Below are 17,749 nucleotides of genomic sequence, written 5' to 3'. Positions count from 1 at the left end.
CTCTTCGGACGTGACCGCGGTACGACTCCCCCAGGGCCGCTCCGGACTTTCCGGCCGCGCCTCGCGTATCCCCATCCGCCGCATTCCCGTTCGCCGCCGCCTCCCCCTCCGCCAGATCCTCTGCCTGGTTCCGCTCGCGCTTGTCCTGGTGGTCGCCGTGCGCCACCACGATGTGCTCCTGGAGGGGTTCGGGCACCTGGGCAACGCCCAGTGGCCGTGGCTCGTGGCGGCCGGCGGCGTGACCTGCCTCACCTGGGTCGCGGCGGCGGTCACCCGGCAGGGGGCGCTCGTCGAACGGCTGCCCGTGCGGCGCCTGCTCGCGACGCAGTTCGCGGCGGGCGCGGCCAACCACCTGTTGCCCACCGGTCTGGGCGCGACGGCGGTCAACCTGCGTTTCATGACGGTGTGCGGGGTGCCCCTCGCCCGTTCCTCCGCCGCGCTCGCGCTGTACCTGCTGGCCGAGTCGGTCGCCCGTGTGGGCCTGCTGCTGGCCCTGCTGGTCGCGTTCCCCGGCGCGCTCCGGCTCGGCGCCCTGCTCCCCGACACGGCGGCCGGCCCGCTGATGCTGGCGGCCGGAGTGGTGCTGGGCGTGGCGGTGGTGGTTCTGGCCGCCGTACGGCGGGTGCGTACGGCGGCACTGTCCTTCCTGCGTACGGCGCTCACCGAGGCCCGTTCGGTGCACACCCGTCCGGCCCGTGTGCTCGCCCTGTGGGGCGGTTCGTTCTCGTTCCCTCTGCTCCAGGCGGCCGTACTGACCACCGTGGGGCTGGCGTTGGGCCTCGACGTGCCCGTGACCCACATGGTCGTCGCGTATCTCGCCGCCACGGTCGCGGTCGCGCTCATCCCGACGCCCGGTGGCATCGGCTCGGTGGAGGCGGCGCTGGTGATCGCGCTGGTGGCGGCGGGCGGCCCGGCGGCCGTGGCGACGGCGGTGGTGCTGGCGTTCCGGATCATCACGGTGTGGCTGCCGCTGCTGCCGGGGGCGCTGACCCTGGGGGCGCTGGTCCGGCTGAAGGTGATCTGAGCGGAGGCGGAGTCCCGCCGGGCGTGGGCCACGACACCGTACAACGCCCCCATACAACTCAACGACGTCGGTGGCGAGTTAAGACAAGTCCGCTGACGGGTGGCCACCCGCATGCGGCAGGATGAGCGGTCATGCCCGACGTCGTACACACGTCCGGGCGTGATCGTGCAGACCGGAATCAGAGCAGGTGGCAAGGTGACGAGACATCACATCCGGCCCGCGGGCCGTTCGCAGCGTCCTTCGGGAGGCGACCGATGAACCGGGAACTCACACTCGACGATCTCGTGATGGCCTCAGTGGCCCTGGCCGCGGGCCTCTTGCTGGCGTTCGTGCTGCGCATGCTGCTGCGCTGGCTCGGCAGGCACGCGACACGCACGCGCTGGAACGGTGACGACGTCATCGTCGACGCGCTGCGGACACTGGTGCCCTGGGGTGCGATCGTCGGAGGTGCGGCCGCCGCGGCGGTTCTGCTGCCGCTGACCAGCACGGTCGGGCACAACGTCAACCAGGCCCTGACCGTGCTGCTGATCTTCGTGGTGACGATCACCTCGGGTCGTCTGATCGCCGGGCTGGTGCGCACCCTCACCCAGTCCCGTACCGGCGTCGCGGGATCGGCCACGATCTTCGTCAACATCACGCGGGTCGTGGTCCTCGCGATCGGCTTCCTCGTGATTCTCCAGACGCTGGGCATTCCCATAGCCCCGCTGGTCACCGCACTGGGTGTCGGCGGTCTCGCGGTGGCGCTGGCGCTGCAGGACACCCTCGCCAACCTCTTCGCGGGTATCCACATCCTGGCCTCGAAGACGGTGCAGCCCGGTGACTACATCCGGCTGAGCAGCGGCGAGGAGGGCTATGTCACCGACATCAACTGGCGTCAGACGACGATCAGGGAGCTCTCCAACAACCTGGTCATCATCCCCAACGGCCAGCTGGCCGGGACGAACATGACCAACTTCAACCGGCCCGAGCAGCAGATGACCCTCCTCGTCCAGGTGGGTGTCGGGTACGACAGCGACCTGGAGCACGTGGAGCGGGTGACCGAGGAGGTCGTGGCCGAGGTGATGGCCGAGATCACCGGGGCGGTGCCCGACCACGAGCCCGCGGTCCGCTTCCACACCTTCGGGGACTCGCGCATCGGCATGACGGTCATCCTGGGCGTGGGTGAGTTCAGCGACCAGTACCGGATCAAGCACGAGTTCATCAAGCGGCTGCACAAGCGGTACCAGACGGAGGGCATCCGCATACCGTCACCGCGGCGCACGGTCATGTTCCAGCCGGGCGTGGCGGGGATTCCCCACCAGCGGGAGGCCATGGCGGCCGAGGTGACCGAGGTGGTCCCGTAGGGGTTGAGCCCGGTTGGGCCCGATTGGCCGATGGGGTCCCCGCACGCCGTCCGGCGCCGCCCGCACAAGCCAGCCCCTCCGGCGTTTGAGGAGCGGAGGCCCCCCAAAACCGAGGCAGGGGCCCAGCCCCGAAGGGAGGCCCAGGGCGCAGCCCCATAGCCGGGGGCCGCTGGGCGCGGCGTTCGTGCCGGACGGACCCACGACCTGACGCCGGCCCCGAGGCACGCGCAGCCCCTCGGCTGGTGGGTTTCCAGGAGGCACAGCCTCTCGACCCGGGCCTTCCAGGCGTGCAGCCCCTCGGCCGGGGTCGAAGAGAGAGCGCTGTCCTCTCGGCCGAGGGGTCCAGGGAGCGCAGTCCCCTCGGCGGGGTCGAAGAGAGCGCAGTCCCCACGGCCGAGAGGTCCAGGGAACGCAGTCCCCACGGCCGCGGTCGAAGGGGCGGTGCCTCCTCGGCCGCGAGTTCCAGGAGGCCACAGCTCTCTGGGCCCGGGATTCCCCGGAACACAACCCTCGACCCCAGACTCCGAGGGGGCAGCCGAGGTCGAAGGGGCACAATTCCCTCGGCCGCGAGTTCCAGAGGTCACAGCCCCTCGACCCGGGATTCCCAGGGGCACGGCCCTCGGTCTGGTAGGGGTGCAGGGACGCAGTCCCCTCAGTCGGGGTCGAAGGGGCGGAGCCCCTTGGCTGGTGAGTTCCGGGGGGCACAGCCCCTCGGCCCGGGGCCCCAGGGCCACACCCCCTCGGCCCAGCTGGGGTCCAGGGGGCGGAGCCCCCTTGGCGGGGTCGAAGGGGCGGAGCCCCTGGGGACGGGACGGGTAGGGGCGGCGGGGGCGGAACAAAACCGGGGCCCGCACCCCACCGAATACCGCCCCCAGCCACCCCCACCCAAACCGATACCGCACCCCTGTCGAGCCCCGGTCGGTCACGAGATATCTTGATGTCGAGCAATGTTGCAGACGTGGAGCGGAGCACCCGGTGACTGACTCGACCATCATCTACACCCACACTGACGAGGCGCCCGCCCTGGCGACCCATTCCTTCCTGCCGGTGATCCAGGCGTACGCCGCACAGGCCGGGGTCACCGTCGAGACCCGTGACATCTCGCTGGCCGGACGCATCATCGCCGGGTTCCCGGAGTACCTGGAGGAGGGCCAGCGCATCCCGGACGCCCTCGCGGAGCTGGGCGAGCTCGCCAAGACCCCCGAGGCGAACATCATCAAGCTGCCGAACATCTCGGCCTCGATCCCGCAGCTGAAGGCCGCGGTCGCCGAGCTCCAGGGCCAGGGCTACGCACTGCCGGACTACCCGGACGACCCGAAGACCGACGAGGAGCGCGAGATCCGCGCCCGCTACGACAAGGTCAAGGGCTCCGCCGTGAACCCGGTCCTGCGCGAGGGCAACTCCGACCGCCGCGCCCCGGCCTCGGTGAAGAACTACGCCAAGACCCACCCGCACCGCATGGGCGCCTGGACCCCCGAGTCCAGGACGAACGTCGCCACCATGGGCGTGGACGACTTCCGCTCCACCGAGAAGTCCACGGTGATCTCCGAGGACGGCACCCTGCGTATCGAGCTCAAGGGTGACGACGGTTCCACCACGGTCCTGCGCGAGTCCGTACCCGTGCTGGCCGGCGAGGTCGTCGACGCCTCCGTGATGCGCGTCGCCTCGCTGCGCGAGTTCCTGACCGCGCAGGTGGCCCGGGCCAAGGCCGAGGGCGTGCTGTTCTCCGTGCACCTCAAGGCCACGATGATGAAGGTCTCCGACCCGATCGTCTTCGGTCACGTGGTGCGCGCCTTCTTCCCGAAGACGTTCGCCAAGTACGGGCAGGTGTTCGCCGCAGCCGGCCTGACCCCCAACGACGGCCTCGGCGGCATCTTCAAGGGCCTGGAGTCCCTCCCCGAGGGCGCCGAGATCAAGGCCTCCTTCGACGCCGAACTCGCCGAGGGCCCGGCGCTCGCGATGGTCGACTCGGACAAGGGCATCACCAACCTGCACGTCCCGTCCGACGTCATCGTCGACGCCTCCATGCCGGCCATGATCCGCACCTCCGGCCACATGTGGGGCCCGGACGGCGAGGAGCACGACACCCTCGCGGTCCTGCCGGACAGCAGCTACGCCGGCGTCTACCAGGCCGTGATCGACGACTGCCGTGAGAACGGCGCCTACGACCCGGCCACCATGGGCTCGGTGCCGAACGTGGGCCTGATGGCGCAGAAGGCCGAGGAGTACGGCAGCCACGACAAGACCTTCGAGATCCCGGTCACGGGCACGGTCCGCCTGGTCGACCAGTCCGGCAACGCCGTCATCGAGCAGACCGTCTCGGCCGGTGACATCCTCCGTGCCTGCCAGACCAAGGACGCCCCGATCAAGGACTGGGTGAAGCTGGCCGTCACCCGCGCCCGCGCCACCGGCGACCCGGCGGTCTTCTGGCTGGACGCGACCCGCGCCCACGACGCCAACCTGATCGCCAAGGTCAACCAGTACCTGCGGGAGCACGACACCGAGGGCCTGGACATCAGGATCCTGTCCCCCGTCGAGGCGACCCAGCTGTCCGTGGAGCGCATCCGCCGCGGCGAGAACACCATCTCCGTCACGGGCAACGTGCTGCGCGACTACCTGACCGACCTGTTCCCGATCCTGGAGCTGGGCACCAGCGCCAAGATGCTGTCGGTCGTCCCGCTGATGGCGGGCGGCGGCCTCTTCGAGACGGGCGCCGGCGGCTCCGCCCCGAAGCACGTCCAGCAGCTGGTCAGGGAGAACTACCTGCGCTGGGACTCGCTGGGTGAGTTCTTCGCCCTGGTACCGTCCTTCGAGCAGTACGCCAAGCTCACCGGCAACGCCCGCGCCCAGGTCCTCGCCGACACCCTCGACCGCGCCACGGCGACCTTCCTCAACGAGGACAAGTCCCCGACCCGTCGCGTCGGTGGCATCGACAACCGCGGCAGCCACTTCTACCTGTCCCTGTACTGGGCCCAGGAGCTGGCCAGGCAGACCGACGACGCGGACCTGGCCAAGGCCTTCGCCCCGTTCGCCGACACGCTCACCGCGAACGAGCGGAAGATCGTCGACGAGCTGATCGCCGCCCAGGGCCGGCCGGCCGACATCGGCGGCTACTACCAGCCCGACCCGGCCAAGGCCTCGGCCGTCATGCGCCCGTCGGCGACCTGGAACGAGACGCTGGCCTCGCTCGCCTGACACGCCACCAGCACCACCAGCGCCATCGGCGGACCGATGGTCCGCACCCCGCCGCCCCGGCCGGAAGCTTTTCCGGCCGGGGCGGCGTCTTGTCTGCCGCACCGCGCGGCAGACCGGGAAATCAGGACATCAACTCGACCTCGACATAACTCAATCAAATTCAGCAACCAAATTGGACACAACACATAACGGCAATCACAAGAAACGACGCCATAACACCCCGGTCGCAGCTCACCAGTATCCTGGTTGGGCACGGTACCGGCACTCCTCGGGCATTCCGGACCCGCACGGCACGGCCGAGGATGTGGCCAATGAGAGACGGGGGATTTTCTGTTGACGGACGTATTCCGGACTTCAAAGGTTTCCAAATTATCTCACGGTCGCCCGAGGAAACCTGTGGGACTCGGGGAACTCGACCGTAAAGCGGGTCGAGGAGCGGCGGCCACCGTATCCACGAGCACCGTCCGGGTGATCGTGTACGACCCCAACTTCCTGACCCTGGCAGGACTGGCCTCACTCTTCCAGAACGAGCCGAGCATCCAGCTGGTGGGGCAGTTCTTCGACCGGCAGGAATGTGTGAGGACCGTCCGGACCTGCACGGCGGACGTCATCACCGTGTGCATCGACCACCTCTCGGCGCCGGAGACCTCGGCACTCGTCGGCGACCTGATCGCGGCAGCGGATGTCTCTCCGTATGTGGTGGCGATGTCCATGGCGGACACGGGCCCCTCCGCTTACGAGGCGTTGCGGGCCGGTGCTCGGGGTGTGATCCTCAAGAACTGCCCCACACGCCGTCTGGTGAGCGAGATCATGACCGTCGCGGACGGCGGAACCGCACTGCCGGAGAGCATGATGCAGACCCTGCTCGACGGCGGCGCACCGAGCGATGCGGCATGGTTCTCCGCCAGGACGGAAGGGCAGACGGGGCTGACCTCCCGTCAGCGGGAGGTACTGGCGCTGGTGGCCCGTGGGTTGTCCAACTCCGAGATCGCCGGTTTCCTGGGCGTGAGCAGGTCCACGGTGAAGAGTCACGTCTCCGCGATGCTGCGCGTCCTCGACCTGCGGGACCGGACGCAACTCATCGTCTACGCGCATCGTGTCCTGACACCGACCTGACGGCGTGGGGCGCCCAGGCCGAGGCCAAGGGCCGACGGGATCACACCGTCGGCCCGTGCCATCGGCTCCTCACGGGTGGGGTGGCCGCTTATGATTCCCGGACCACACCCCGGAGACGGCCGAAGGACACCGATGAATGTCGCGCTGACCGTGCTCGCCCCGGCACTCGGCCTCCTGTTCCTGTCGACCGGCGGCGTCAAGGTGCTGGGAATCCGGCAGTCGTTGGAGGTCCGCGACCAGTTGGGTCTCGTGCCCGCCCTGTGGCCCGTCATCGGTGGTCTGGAACTGGCCGGTGGCAGCGGCCTGATGCTCGGTCTGCTGGCCCCGCCGCTCGGGCTGACGTCGTCGATCGGCCTCCTGGCGTTGATGATCGGCGCGCTCGCCACTCGGCTGAGGGCGCGTGCGCCGTTCCCCACGCTGCTCGTCGACGCGGCGGTACTGGTCTCCGTCGCGTCGACGGCAGCGCTGTACGTGGCGCACATGGCGGCCTGACAAGGGACTCCTCGCCGCTCAGACCGTGGTCGTCCGGGACGCAGTGGCGGTTTGGCCCCGTGCCGCCGGGACTTCGGCGCTCTCCCTGATCCCGTACGTGGCGTAGAAGCGGCGCAAGGGGCGCGGCGCCCACCAGTTGGCGTCACCGAGAATCCTCATCGTGGCCGGCACCAGGACCATCCGGACGAGTGTGGCGTCCACGAGGATGGCGACGGTCATGCCGATGCCGATGAGTTTGAGGAAGCTCACCCCTCCGGTGGTGAACGTCGCGACCACCACGATCAGCAGGAGCGCGGCAGCCGTGATGATCCCGCCGGTGCGCTGCATTCCGACCATGACGGACCGGGTGTTGTCACCGCTCAGGTCCCACTCCTCCCGCACCCGGGAGAGCAGAAACACCTCGTAGTCGGTGGCCAGCCCGAAGAGCAGCACCAGGATCAGTACGAGATTGCTGGCTTCGACGGGCCGCGCGGTGAACCCGAGGATTCCCGCCAGATGGCCGTCCTGGAAGCTCCACACCACCGCGCCGAACGCGGCACCGATGGACACCAGATTCATCAGGACGGCCTTGATGGGCATCAGGATCGACCCGAAGGCGAAGAAGAGCATCACCAGCGTCACGCCGACCACCGTGAGCGCCAGCCAGGGCAGCCCGTCGGCGATGGCGTCCATCTGGTCGTTGACCTGTGCGGCCAGCCCGGACACGTGCAGTGTGGTGCCGTCGGGTGGTGCGAGTCGGTCAAGTTCCCGGGCCAGGGCGCGAGTTCCGGGCCCCTGTTCCCCGTCCGATGCCTTCACCTGCAACAGGGTCGCCCGGCCCTCGGTGGCGATCGGGGTCACCGAGACCACGTGGTCCATGCGCCTGACGGCACCACTGACGGTGTCCGCCGCGGCACGCCCGCCTCCGTCGACCATCAGCAGGAGCGTCCCGTCGGCGCCGCCGGGGAATTCCGACTTCAGCGTCTCCGCGACCACACGGCTTTCCGTGCCCGCGGGCAGGACCCGCTCGTCCACGGTCTCGAAGGTGGCGTGGAGGAAGGGCGTGGCCGCCACGGTCAGCACGGCGAGGACTCCGACCAGCCAGGCGGTGGGCCTGCGCATCACGGCGGAGCCGATCCTCGCCCACATTCCGAGAGCATCGCCACCGCTCGTGCCCTCGGTTGTGCCCTCGCTCATGTCACGGCGGCGGGGTCCTCGGCCGCCGCGGATGCTCAGGGCGTCGATGCGCCTGCCGAGGACGGCCAGGACGGCCGGCAGCACGACCAGCGCGCTGACGATCGCCACCCCGATCGCGGCGCCGCCGCCGAGGGCGATGCCGTGCAGGAACGGCAACGGAACGATCAGGAGTCCGGCGAGGGCCAGGAGCACCGTCGCACCGGACACGACCACGGTCCGTCCCGCCGTGGCCATGGTGCGTACGACGGCCGTCCGTTCGTCGACCCCGGCCGCGAGTTCTTCACGGAATCTGCTGACGATGAACAGCGAGTAGTCGATGGCCAGGCCGAGCCCGATGATGGTGATCACATTGATGGCGAAGACCGAGATGTCGGTGACGTAGGTCAGCAGCCTGGTGATGGTGAAGCCGCCGAGAACCGCGAGCACACCCACGACGAGCGGCATGGAGGCCGCGACGACACCTCCGAAGATGATCAGCATGAGCACCGTGAGGATCGGTGTCGCGATGATCTCCGCGGTGAGGATTCCCTCTTCCGTCTTCTTGTTGAAGTCCGCGAGCGCCGCCTCCCGGCCGCCGACGAGCGTCGTCGTTCCGGATACGGGGAGCAGGTGCTTGACCTTCTCGAACTGGTCGGCACGTGTCTCCTCGTCCGTGCCGACCAGACTGATCACCGCGAAGGTGGAGCGTTCGTCCCGGGAGACGAACGCCGGAGAACCGGTGCGGAAGTAGGACCGTACGTCGGCGACCTCGCTGCGCTTCGCGAGGTCGGAGAGCTTGTTCCGCACGGGGTCGGTGAACGACGCGTCGTCGATCGTGGACCGGTCGGAGGTGTAGACCACCACGACGTCGGCGTTCTGCCTGCCGAACTCCTTCTCGATACGCCGGTCCGCCTCGGCGCTCGGACCGTGCTCCGGGTAGAACCCCCCGTCGCTCAGTGAATCGACGACGCGTGTACCCCAGACTCCTCCGACAGTGAGGACCCCGACGGCCAACGCGATCACCAGCCAGCGCGCTCGGACGACCAGGCCGCCCAGCCGTGCGAACATCACACCGCACCTTTCACATGGGGACTACGGCTCACTTGGGGACTACCGAGGTGGGGACAGGAAAGGCGGTCCGTCAAGGCCGGCTCAGCAGCACGTCGAGCTGTCGGTCCTCTCCGGCCAGGCTCTGCTGGACGTCGCCGATCTCCGTCGCGTACGTGGCGATCTGCTCGGAGAGGAAGGCGGCGTCGAGCACCTCGAACTGCCGCTTCGTGTCCCCGGCCTGCTGGACCCGGTCATTGAGCTGCCGGCCCGCCCAGAACGCGGTGTACCGGTCGAGTTCCGTACCGGTGCGGTGCGCGGTGTACTCCGTCATGGCGGACAGCAGTCCCCAGCAGGCCAGCTCGCCCGTGACGCTGGCCAGGATGTGCTTGTCGCGGAGAGCGGCCCGCAGTCCCCGGTCCGATGCGGGCAGTCCGGCCACCAGGCGGTCGTAGGTCTTTCCGAGCAGTTCCATGGTCCCCACGGCTCGGTATCGGCCTGAAACGAGCTCGATGAGATTCCGTGGCTCCTTGGAGATGACGGATCCCATGTAGACCGTGAGTGTCTCCGTGGCGCCCTCGAAGATGCGCAGCAGCCTGATGTCCCGGAACAGCTGTCCGATGACGTTCGTGTCGAGGTAACCGCGCCCGCCGAGGAGTTGCACGGACCAGTCCGCGACCCGGAACGCCAGCTCGGTGGCCAGGATCTTGCAGGCCGAATAGAGCTCCGGCGAGACCTCTCGACCGGAGTCGAGGTCATGGGCGACCTGGTGGACGAGGATCTCGACCGCGCGGGTCGCCGCCACACACTCACTGAGGATCTGCTGGACGCGGCCGTTGTGGAGCAGCGTGCCCGTGGCCACGTGCCTGCGCGCGGCGAACCGGCCGGTGAGTTGCAGACAGCGCTTCATGACACCGACGCACGCCCCGCCGAGCATGCCGCGTCCGCCGTAGAACGCGCTCTGGGCCACGGCCATTCCCTGGCCTTCGGCACCGAGCAGGGCCTCGGAGGGCAGCCGCAGGTTCGTGATGTCGATGCGGTTCTGCGGGAACGCCTTCATGCCGAGGGTGACGGCTTCCGGGCCGGGCACGAAACCGTCGCTGTGCCCCTCCACGAGGAACGCCGACAGTCCCGTGGGCCGCCCTTGCTCGTCCGTGGTCTTCGCCAGCAGGTTCACATGGCCGGCCCAGGCGCCGAGGCTGATCCAGCACTTTCGCCCGTTCACCACGTAGCCGCCGGGCACCGCGGTGGCCGTCGTCGTGATGCCCTGTACATTCGATCCGGCGCCGGGTTCGCTGACCGCGAGGGTCGCAAGGCTCCTGCCCCGGGCGATCTCCGGCAGGACCACCGCCTTGGTCCTGTCGTCACCGAACACGCGGATCGGCGTCACTCCGATCGCGTTGTGCACGCCCGCGATGAGCGCGAGATTGGTGTCCATGACCGCCGCCTGCGCTATCACGCGGTAGGCGTCGGCGTGGGAGAGTTCCAGGCCTCCGTACTTCTGAGCGACCTGGAGTCCGAACAGGCCGGCCTTTCCCAGATCGAGAATCGCGGCCGGTGTCACACTGCGCCGGTCGTCCATCAGCGCGGAATTGACGCGCCCCTCGGCGTATGTACGCAGGAACGACATCAGCCGTTCCGCGCGTGCGGCGCTGCCCGTATCCGCGACGGCGGGCAGAGAATCGTGATCTCCTTTCAGGGGAGACGGGGGTAACACCTGTTCGACGGTCATTCGTTCTCCACCGGTAGTTTCTCGGTTTCCCTGAAGCGACTTCGCAGCTTTACGGAAAAGCTACCGGCGTGGGCAAAGGGAATCTTCCGCCACCGGACGGAAATGCGCGTAGTCCCGGCCACCGGGGCGTCGTTCGCGCGACCTCGTCCTGGAGGACCATGAGTGCGTGCGGGCTGGACTCCGGGCCATGGCCGGTCAGGGTTCCCGTCCGGTCCCCACGAACGACGAAGAGGCTGTTCCTGACTCCTCAGGAACAGCCTCTGCCGTGCATGGTGCAAGTCGGGACGACAGGATTTGAACCTGCGACCCCTTGACCCCCAGTCAAGTGCGCTACCAAGCTGCGCCACGTCCCGATGCGCTGCCGCGGGTTTCCCGCGTTCACGCAGGACGAGCCTACCTCACATGGACAAGGGGCTGCGGTGTCCCGCTGCCCGGCTGTCAGGCGTTGGGGTCGAACGCGATGCCGGACGGCTTGGCCGCCGCGAGGTGGGAGTTGAAGCTGCCGTCCTTCAGGCCGAAGTTGGCGCTGCCGAAGTTGTACGCGCTCAACTTGTCGCGCAGACCGGCGGGGTAGCCGTTCCAGCCGACCAACGGCGGGTACTGCCAGGTGCCCTTGTGGTTCTCCGGCGGTTCGTCGTTCGAGTTCGCGGGGCGGAAGGCGTGTGTGCTGATGCCGTCCTTGTGGTACACGATCTTCGGGTGGTTGCCGTCCCAGCGGATCTGGTCGCGGGTGTAGATGTTGAAGCTGCCGTGGGCCGAGGTGGCGACGTACTGGGCCTGGTTGTTCTGCACCCACACCACGACGTGCTCCCAGTCGTGGCGGTGGCCGCCGATGCTGCTGCCGGCCACGGCCTGGTCCTTCTCGAAGTACAGGCCGTACATGACGGCGCACCAGCCGTTGTTGCACTTGTAGCGGGAGTAGCCGTTGGTGTTGTCGAGGTCCGAGGCGTCGCGGCACTCGCCGTTGAGCGCTCCCGTCGGGTTGAGGCCGCCGTTGACGGTTCCGTCGGGCCCGATGGCGGGCGTGGAGTAGCAGCCGTCCGTGTCGTAGTCGTACGCCGGCTGCCATGTCTGCTCGGTCGTGTCCGCGTTGGCGGGCAGGGCCCGGGGCGGGGCTGCGAGCGCGCTGCCGGCGAAGGTGATCACCAGCGCGACAGCGCTGCCGGAAACGAAGGTTGCTCTGCGGAGACTCCGCGCACGCGTCTTCACTGCGTCCTCCTGGTTCAGCCGTGGGGGTGGGGGCATTCAAGCAGGATTGACATGCCCAGAACAGTGTCGGCGAACCGCGTTGACGCATCGAAGATCAGCGGGTGTCACGGCGATGAAGCGTCAGCCAATAGGGCGGGGGTGTCGTGCTCGTACTGGCGTGCCGACTTGGCTCCCCCGTCGTGGTACCGCAGTTCGGGGCGGTGGCCGTGAAACCCTGAGCGGAGCACCGAGCACGCGAGGAGGACGTATGACGACCCTGGCCGATCCAGTCCCCGGCGGTCGCCCGAAAGACGTGGGGCGGGCCAGGGCACAGGCCAAGGACCTGTCCACGAAGGGTGTGCACGGTGTCGTTCTCGCCTACGTCGACACCGCGGGCATCTGCCGGGTGAAGACGATCCCGGTGTCGCGGCTCGCCTCGGCGTCGGCCTGGGGGGTCGGGATGTCGCCGGTGTTCGACACGTTCCTCGCGAACGACTCCATCGTGTCCACGGACGTACTCGGCTCCCCTGACGGCGACCTGCGCCTCTACCCCGATCTCGACCAGGTGGTGGCCCTGTCCGCCCAGCCCGGCTGGGCGTGGGCCCCGGTCGACCGGATCACTCAGGAGGGGGCGCGGCACCCGGCGTGCAGCCGCACCTTCCTGCGCCGGATCGTCACGGACGCGGCCCTGCGTCACGGCATCGAGTTCAAGGCGGCCGTCGAGGTCGAGTGGGTCGTCGGGCAGGCCACGGCGCCCGGTGACACGTTCGTCCCCGGCGTCACCGGCCCGGCCTACAGCGCCACCCGGCAGGTCGAACTGAGCGACTACACCATGGAGTTGCTGACGGCGTTCGCGGCGCAGGGCGTGGAGGTGTACCAGATCCACCCCGAGTACGCGGCCGGTCAGTTCGAGATCTCCGTGGGCGCGCTGGACCCGGTGGCCGCCGCGGACCGCAGTGTGCTGGTGCGGCAGACCATCCGGGCGGTGTCGCGGCGTCACGGGCTCAGGGCGTCGTTCTCGCCGGCCGTCCTCGCCGCCGGTGTCGGCAACGGCGGGCACGTTCACCTTTCCGCGTGGCGCGACGGGGTGAACCTGCACGCCGGGGGCGACCGGCGGTACGGCATGACGGCCGAGGCCGAGTCGTTCGTGGCCGGCCTGCTCGCGCACCTCCCGGCGCTGACGGCCGTCACCGCCCCCTCCCCGGCCAGCCATCTGCGGCTCAGGCCCTCGCAGTGGGCGGGCGTGTTCGCCGCCTGGGGACGCGAGACCCGTGAGACCGCGGTGCGCGTCATCACCGGCACGACGGGCCGCCAGAGTCTGGAGGCGAACCTGGAGGTCAAGCCGGTCGACCTGGCCGCCAATCCCTACCTCGCCCTCGGTTGCCTGATCGCCGCCGGGCTCGACGGCCTGGAGTCGGCCGCGTCCCTGCCCGAGGAGATCAACGGGGACCCGGCGCGGCTCGGTGCCGAGGAAGCGGCGGCCCGGGGCGTGCACCGTCTGCCGACGTCGCTGGATGCTTCCGTCGAGGAGTTCCGCCGGGACGAGGTGCTGCGCGCCGCCCTGGAGCCGGTCCTGGCCGATGCCGTGATCGCCGTACGTCAGGGGGAGGCCACGGCTGCGGCCGGACTGGACGACGAACTCGTGGCGGCGGCGTACCGGTGGAAGTACTGACCGGCGTGAGTCGCACCCGGACCGGTCCCGCCTCCCCCGCCTCCCCCGCCACCGGACCGGTCCACGAGGCCCTCGCCGGGCTGCCGCTCGTGGACCACCACTGCCATGGCGTGGTCACCGCCGATCCGGGCGCGGAGAGGTTCGAGTCGCTGATCACCGAGGGCGCCGCGTGGCACAGCAGTGGAATCTCGCCCTTCGACACCCCTGTCGGCGTGGCGATCCGCCGGCACTGCGCTCCGGTACTGGACCTGCCACGGCACGCGCCCGCCGCGGAGTACCTGGCGCGACGGGCCGAACTGGGCTGGCGCGAGGTGAACCGGCGGTTCGTCACGGCCGCGGGGACCGACGTGTTCTGCGTCGACACCGGGTACGCCCCGGACCGCGTCACGACACCGGCGGAACTCGCGGCGGTGGCCGGTGACGCGGTCGCGTACGAGATCGTACGGCTGGAGAGCGTCGCCGAGGCCCTGGCGGCTCAGGGTGTGGAGCCGGGCGAGTACGCCACCGCGTTCCCCGCGGCCGTTCGGGACGCCGTCCGGCGGCGGGGCGCGGTGGCGGTGAAGTCGGTGGCCGCCTACCGCACGGGGTTCGACCTGGACCCGAGCCGCCCGTCGGACGCGGACGTCACGGCGGCGGCCGCGCGGTGGCTGGGCGCCGTGGGAAGAGACGGCGGGGAAACGGGCGGCAGGGCACCCGAGCCGCGGCCCCGGCTGGACGACCCGGTGCTCGTGCGCCACCTGCTGTGGACCGCCGTCGACCTGGGGCTGCCCCTCCAACTCCACGTCGGCTTCGGGGACAGCGACATCCGGATGCACCGCGTGGACCCCACCCACCTGACCGACTGGCTGCACCTGACCTCCGGCACCGTCCCGGTGCTGCTGCTGCACTGCTGGCCCTACCAGCGGCAGGCCGCGTACCTGGCGGCGGTCTTCGAGCAGGTGTACCTCGATGTCGGGCTCACCCTGCACCACGTCGGCCCGGCCCGCGGGCGGGCGGTGCTGGAGGAGGCACTGGAGATCGCCCCGTTCCGCAAGCTGCTGCACAGCTCGGACGCCTACGGCGTCGCGGAGTTCTTCCACCTCGGCGCCCTGGCCTTCCGGCGAGGGCTGGCCGACCTGCTCCAGTCCCGCGTGGACGCCGACGAACTGGGCCTGTCCGATGCGCTCCGGATCGCCACATGGACGGGCCGCGGCAACGCATGCCGCGTCTACGGGCTCCCCCGGGACGGCCTCACCGAGGGCTGACCCACCTCCGCTTCGAGCGGAATCAGTCCGTGCCGAGGCCGTCGATCAGGCGGTTGAGGAAACGGCTGAAGGTGGCTTCCGGGGTGAGGGGGCGGCCGGGTGCGGAGAGCGCCTCGGCGAGTTCCGGGTGGTGGCCGTCCGCGGCGACAGCGGCCAGGTAGCGGGCTTCGGCCGCCGAGCGGTCGGGTGAGCGTGCGGCAGAGGACTGCGCGATCTCGTGGGCGACGTGTCCGGCCACGAACGCGGTGAGCTGGGCGAACGCCTCCAGTCTCGCTGTGCCGTCGAGGCCGGTGGGGCGCAGCGCGGCCAGTGCGCGCTCCAGGAAGGCAAGGGTGTTGGGGCCGGGGACGCGGCGGGTGGACAGGGCGGCGGGCAGCCACGGGTGTCGCAGCATGAGGTCACGCTGGATCTGGGCGATGGCCCGCAGGTCGGCGCGCCAGTCGCCGGTGGGGGCGGGCGTCGTCGGCAGTTCGCCGCTGACATGGTCGACCATCAGCTCCAGCAGCGTCTCCTTGTCGGGGGCGTAGCTGTAGAGCGACATGACTCCGGCTCCGACCCGTTCGGCGACGCGTCGCATGGTGACCGCTTCGAGCCCCTCCGCGTCCGCCAGGGCGACGGCGGCCGACGTGATCGCCTCACGGCTGAAGGCGGGCCTGCGGCCCCTGCGCGGCTGGGCCGGGCCGAGCCAGAGCTGTTGAGGGTCGACGCCCGTGGCGCCGGGCCCGCCGTCACGGGTCACGGTCCTCGTGTCCTCTCCTCGCCACTGCGCCCCTTGTCGACGTCATCCAAGCATGCTCTATTCTCGTACAGTGTACGAAAATAGAGGAGGGGCCATGACATCACGCACGCACGACGCCGCTGACGCCGCGTCCAGGCCGTCCTGGACACCACCCGCCGGGAAACCGCCGCTGTCCTCACGGCTGTTGCGGGCGACCTGGCGCGGTCTCCCGGCCAGGCGGTACGAGGTCGGCTGGGAGCCGGAGTTGACTGTTCCGGCCGCCGACGGCAGCCCGCTGGTCACGGATCACTACTTCCCGCGCGCCGAGGGCGACTTCCCCACTCTCCTGGTGCGTTCGCCCTACGGCAGGCGCCTGCCGTGGTCCCCGATGTACGGGGTGCTCTTCGCCGAGCAGGGCTTCCACGTGGTCCTGCAGAGCTGCCGCGGCACCGGCGGCTCGGGCGGTGTGTTCGACCTGTGGCGCAACGAGGCCGCCGACGGCCGGGCCACGGTCTCCTGGCTGCGCTCCCAGCCCTGGTTCACCGGCACGCTGGGCACGATCGGTCCCAGCTATCTGGGATATGTGCAGTGGGCGCTGGCCCTGGACCCGCCACCCGAGCTGAAGGCGATGGTCGTGCAGGTGGGTCTGCACGATCCCTACGCCCTGTTCCACACGAACGGTGTGCTCCAGTTGGAGAACGCCCTCGCCGTCGCCGCGGGTATGACGTACCAGCACCGGGGTCTCGTACCGTTCGTGAGAGCCACACTGCGTCTGAAGCGCCGGCTGCGCGAGATCACCACCGCGCGGCCCCTGCGCGGGGCGCACGTGTCGGCGCTCGGCGGCGAAGTGCCCTGGTTGGACGAGGTGATGGCGCATGCGGACGCCGAACATCCCTACTGGCACGGCGCGTCGCTGGGGCAGGCCGCGGAGGGGCTGAGCGTGCCCACCGGTCTGATCACCGGGTGGAGCGACGCGCTGGTCGACCAGACCTTCGAGCAGTACGGCCGACTGCGCAAGGCGGGATGCGAGACCGCCCTGCTCGTCGGTCCCTGGACCCACACCTCCGCCCTGCAACAGGGCTGGCCCGATGTGTTCACCGAGAGCCTCGCCTGGCTGCGCGCGCACCTGTGCGGCGATCCCTCCGGGCTGCGCCCCACCCCCGTACGCGTGCACGTCGGCGGCGACGACACCTGGCGGGACCTCGACGACTGGCCGCAGCCCCCGGGCGCCACCACGGCATGGTTTCCGGCTCCGGACGGACACCTCATCCGGCAGGCCCCCACGGACCACGGCCCCGTGGCCTCCGTCCGCTACGACCCGGCGGACCCTACCCCGTCCCTCGGCGGCCCCCTGCTCTCCCCCACCGCCGGACCTCGCGACAACGGCCCCCTGGAGGCCCGGGCGGACGTCCTGACGTTCACCGGCCCTGAGCTGACCGAGCCCGTCGACGTCATCGGCCCGGTCTCCGCGCGGCTGAGCATCTCCACCGACACCGGACACGCCGACGTCTTCACCCGCCTCTGCGACGTGGACGCACAGGGCCGTTCCGTCAACGTCTGTGACGGGACGGCCCCGGTGCGCACGACCGGCGAGACCCCCTCCGAGGTCACCGTGCCGATGAGCGCCGCCGCCCACCGGTTCGCCGCGGGTCACCGCATACGCTGGCAGATCAGCGGAGGCGCCCATCCGCGCTACGCGCGCAACCCCGGCACCGGGGAGTCACCGGTGGACGCCGTCGACGTCACACCGGTGCGCATCACGGTGCACGGGGACTCCGCCTTGACCCTGCCGCACACGTGAGGTGACGACGCGGGTGGCCCCA

The 17,749-nt window shown here is 70.0% G+C and carries 12 protein-coding genes and 1 tRNA gene; 8 read left to right on the top strand and 5 right to left on the bottom strand.

The genetic code is table 11. From position 1 onward, the window contains the following. Positions 1-10: 10 nt before the first annotated feature. From IE262_RS16415 to IE262_RS16395, 5 genes are all read left to right on the top strand, one after another. Positions 11-1,024 (top strand): lysylphosphatidylglycerol synthase transmembrane domain-containing protein, encoded by a 1,014-nt coding sequence (locus IE262_RS16415; RefSeq protein ID WP_189874432.1) that lies wholly within the window; start codon positions 11-13, stop codon positions 1,022-1,024. A 254-nt stretch (positions 1,025-1,278) separates the two neighbouring features. Further along, entirely contained in the window at positions 1,279-2,367 is a 1,089-nt protein-coding gene (locus IE262_RS16410; protein WP_189874430.1) for a mechanosensitive ion channel family protein, read from the top strand. 975 nt (positions 2,368-3,342) lie between these two features. Beyond that, on the top strand, positions 3,343-5,562 hold the full coding sequence (locus IE262_RS16405) for an NADP-dependent isocitrate dehydrogenase (protein WP_189874428.1): 2,220 nt from the start codon (positions 3,343-3,345) through the stop codon (positions 5,560-5,562). A 474-nt stretch (positions 5,563-6,036) separates the two neighbouring features. After that, positions 6,037-6,678: a LuxR C-terminal-related transcriptional regulator gene (locus IE262_RS39455; protein WP_208329741.1), complete on the top strand. Its 642-nt coding sequence runs from the start codon at positions 6,037-6,039 to the stop codon at positions 6,676-6,678. Between the two features lie 132 nt (positions 6,679-6,810). Continuing rightward, positions 6,811-7,170, top strand: a complete 360-nt coding sequence (locus tag IE262_RS16395; RefSeq protein ID WP_189874426.1) for a DoxX family protein — start codon at positions 6,811-6,813, stop codon at positions 7,168-7,170. 18 nt (positions 7,171-7,188) lie between these two features. Here the strand turns inward: IE262_RS16395 and IE262_RS16390 are convergent, their stop codons facing one another. The 4 genes from IE262_RS16390 to IE262_RS16375 form a co-directional block, all read right to left on the bottom strand. After that, the gene (locus tag IE262_RS16390; RefSeq protein ID WP_189874424.1) at positions 7,189-9,393 is read right to left on the bottom strand and encodes an MMPL family transporter; all 2,205 of its coding nucleotides are present in this window, start codon (positions 9,391-9,393) and stop codon (positions 7,189-7,191) included. 73 nt (positions 9,394-9,466) lie between these two features. Further along, entirely contained in the window at positions 9,467-11,002 is a 1,536-nt protein-coding gene (locus IE262_RS16385) for an acyl-CoA dehydrogenase family protein (RefSeq protein ID WP_166681662.1), read from the bottom strand. A 381-nt stretch (positions 11,003-11,383) separates the two neighbouring features. After that, positions 11,384-11,457: transfer RNA gene (locus IE262_RS16380), tRNA-Pro, on the bottom strand. Positions 11,458-11,542: 85 nt separating this feature from the next. Further along, positions 11,543-12,349, bottom strand: coding sequence for an NPP1 family protein (locus IE262_RS16375; protein ID WP_134037462.1), 807 nt, complete (start codon positions 12,347-12,349; stop codon positions 11,543-11,545). A 211-nt stretch (positions 12,350-12,560) separates the two neighbouring features. Between IE262_RS16375 and IE262_RS16370 the strand changes: the two genes are divergently transcribed. Continuing rightward, on the top strand, positions 12,561-13,964 hold the full coding sequence (locus tag IE262_RS16370) for a type I glutamate--ammonia ligase (RefSeq protein ID WP_134037460.1): 1,404 nt from the start codon (positions 12,561-12,563) through the stop codon (positions 13,962-13,964). A 5-nt stretch (positions 13,965-13,969) separates the two neighbouring features. After that, the gene (locus IE262_RS16365; protein ID WP_189874422.1) at positions 13,970-15,208 is read left to right on the top strand and encodes an amidohydrolase family protein; all 1,239 of its coding nucleotides are present in this window, start codon (positions 13,970-13,972) and stop codon (positions 15,206-15,208) included. Between the two features lie 22 nt (positions 15,209-15,230). Here IE262_RS16365 and IE262_RS16360 read toward each other — a convergent pair whose 3' ends face one another. Next, a complete protein-coding gene (locus IE262_RS16360) occupies positions 15,231-15,947 on the bottom strand; it encodes a TetR/AcrR family transcriptional regulator (RefSeq protein ID WP_189874420.1) in 717 nt (238 codons plus the stop codon). Positions 15,948-16,041: 94 nt separating this feature from the next. Between IE262_RS16360 and IE262_RS16355 the strand changes: the two genes are divergently transcribed. Further along, positions 16,042-17,727 (top strand): CocE/NonD family hydrolase, encoded by a 1,686-nt coding sequence (locus IE262_RS16355; protein WP_189874418.1) that lies wholly within the window; start codon positions 16,042-16,044, stop codon positions 17,725-17,727. Positions 17,728-17,749 lie beyond the last annotated feature (22 nt).

It is taken from the genome of Streptomyces bluensis, assembly GCF_014650715.1.
Classification (GTDB): domain Bacteria; phylum Actinomycetota; class Actinomycetes; order Streptomycetales; family Streptomycetaceae; genus Streptomyces; species Streptomyces bluensis.
Note: the sequence above shows the minus strand (reverse complement) of the source record. Positions and strands in the feature narration are given on the sequence as shown.

Bases quoted from the DNA above. Each gene is read 5' to 3' on its own strand.
- IE262_RS16410 (WP_189874430.1), top strand. From the start codon at position 1,279: ATGAACCGGGAACTCACACTCGACGATCTCGTGATGGCCTCAGTGGCC.
- IE262_RS16395 (WP_189874426.1), top strand. From the start codon at position 6,811: ATGAATGTCGCGCTGACCGTGCTCGCCCCGGCACTCGGCCTCCTGTTC.
- IE262_RS16390 (WP_189874424.1), bottom strand. From the start codon at position 9,393: ATGTTCGCACGGCTGGGCGGCCTGGTCGTCCGAGCGCGCTGGCTGGTG.
- IE262_RS16385 (WP_166681662.1), bottom strand. From the start codon at position 11,002: ATGTCGTTCCTGCGTACATACGCCGAGGGGCGCGTCAATTCCGCGCTG.
- IE262_RS16375 (WP_134037462.1), bottom strand. From the start codon at position 12,349: ATGCCCCCACCCCCACGGCTGAACCAGGAGGACGCAGTGAAGACGCGT.
- IE262_RS16370 (WP_134037460.1), top strand. From the start codon at position 12,561: ATGACGACCCTGGCCGATCCAGTCCCCGGCGGTCGCCCGAAAGACGTG.
- IE262_RS16355 (WP_189874418.1), top strand. From the start codon at position 16,042: ATGACATCACGCACGCACGACGCCGCTGACGCCGCGTCCAGGCCGTCC.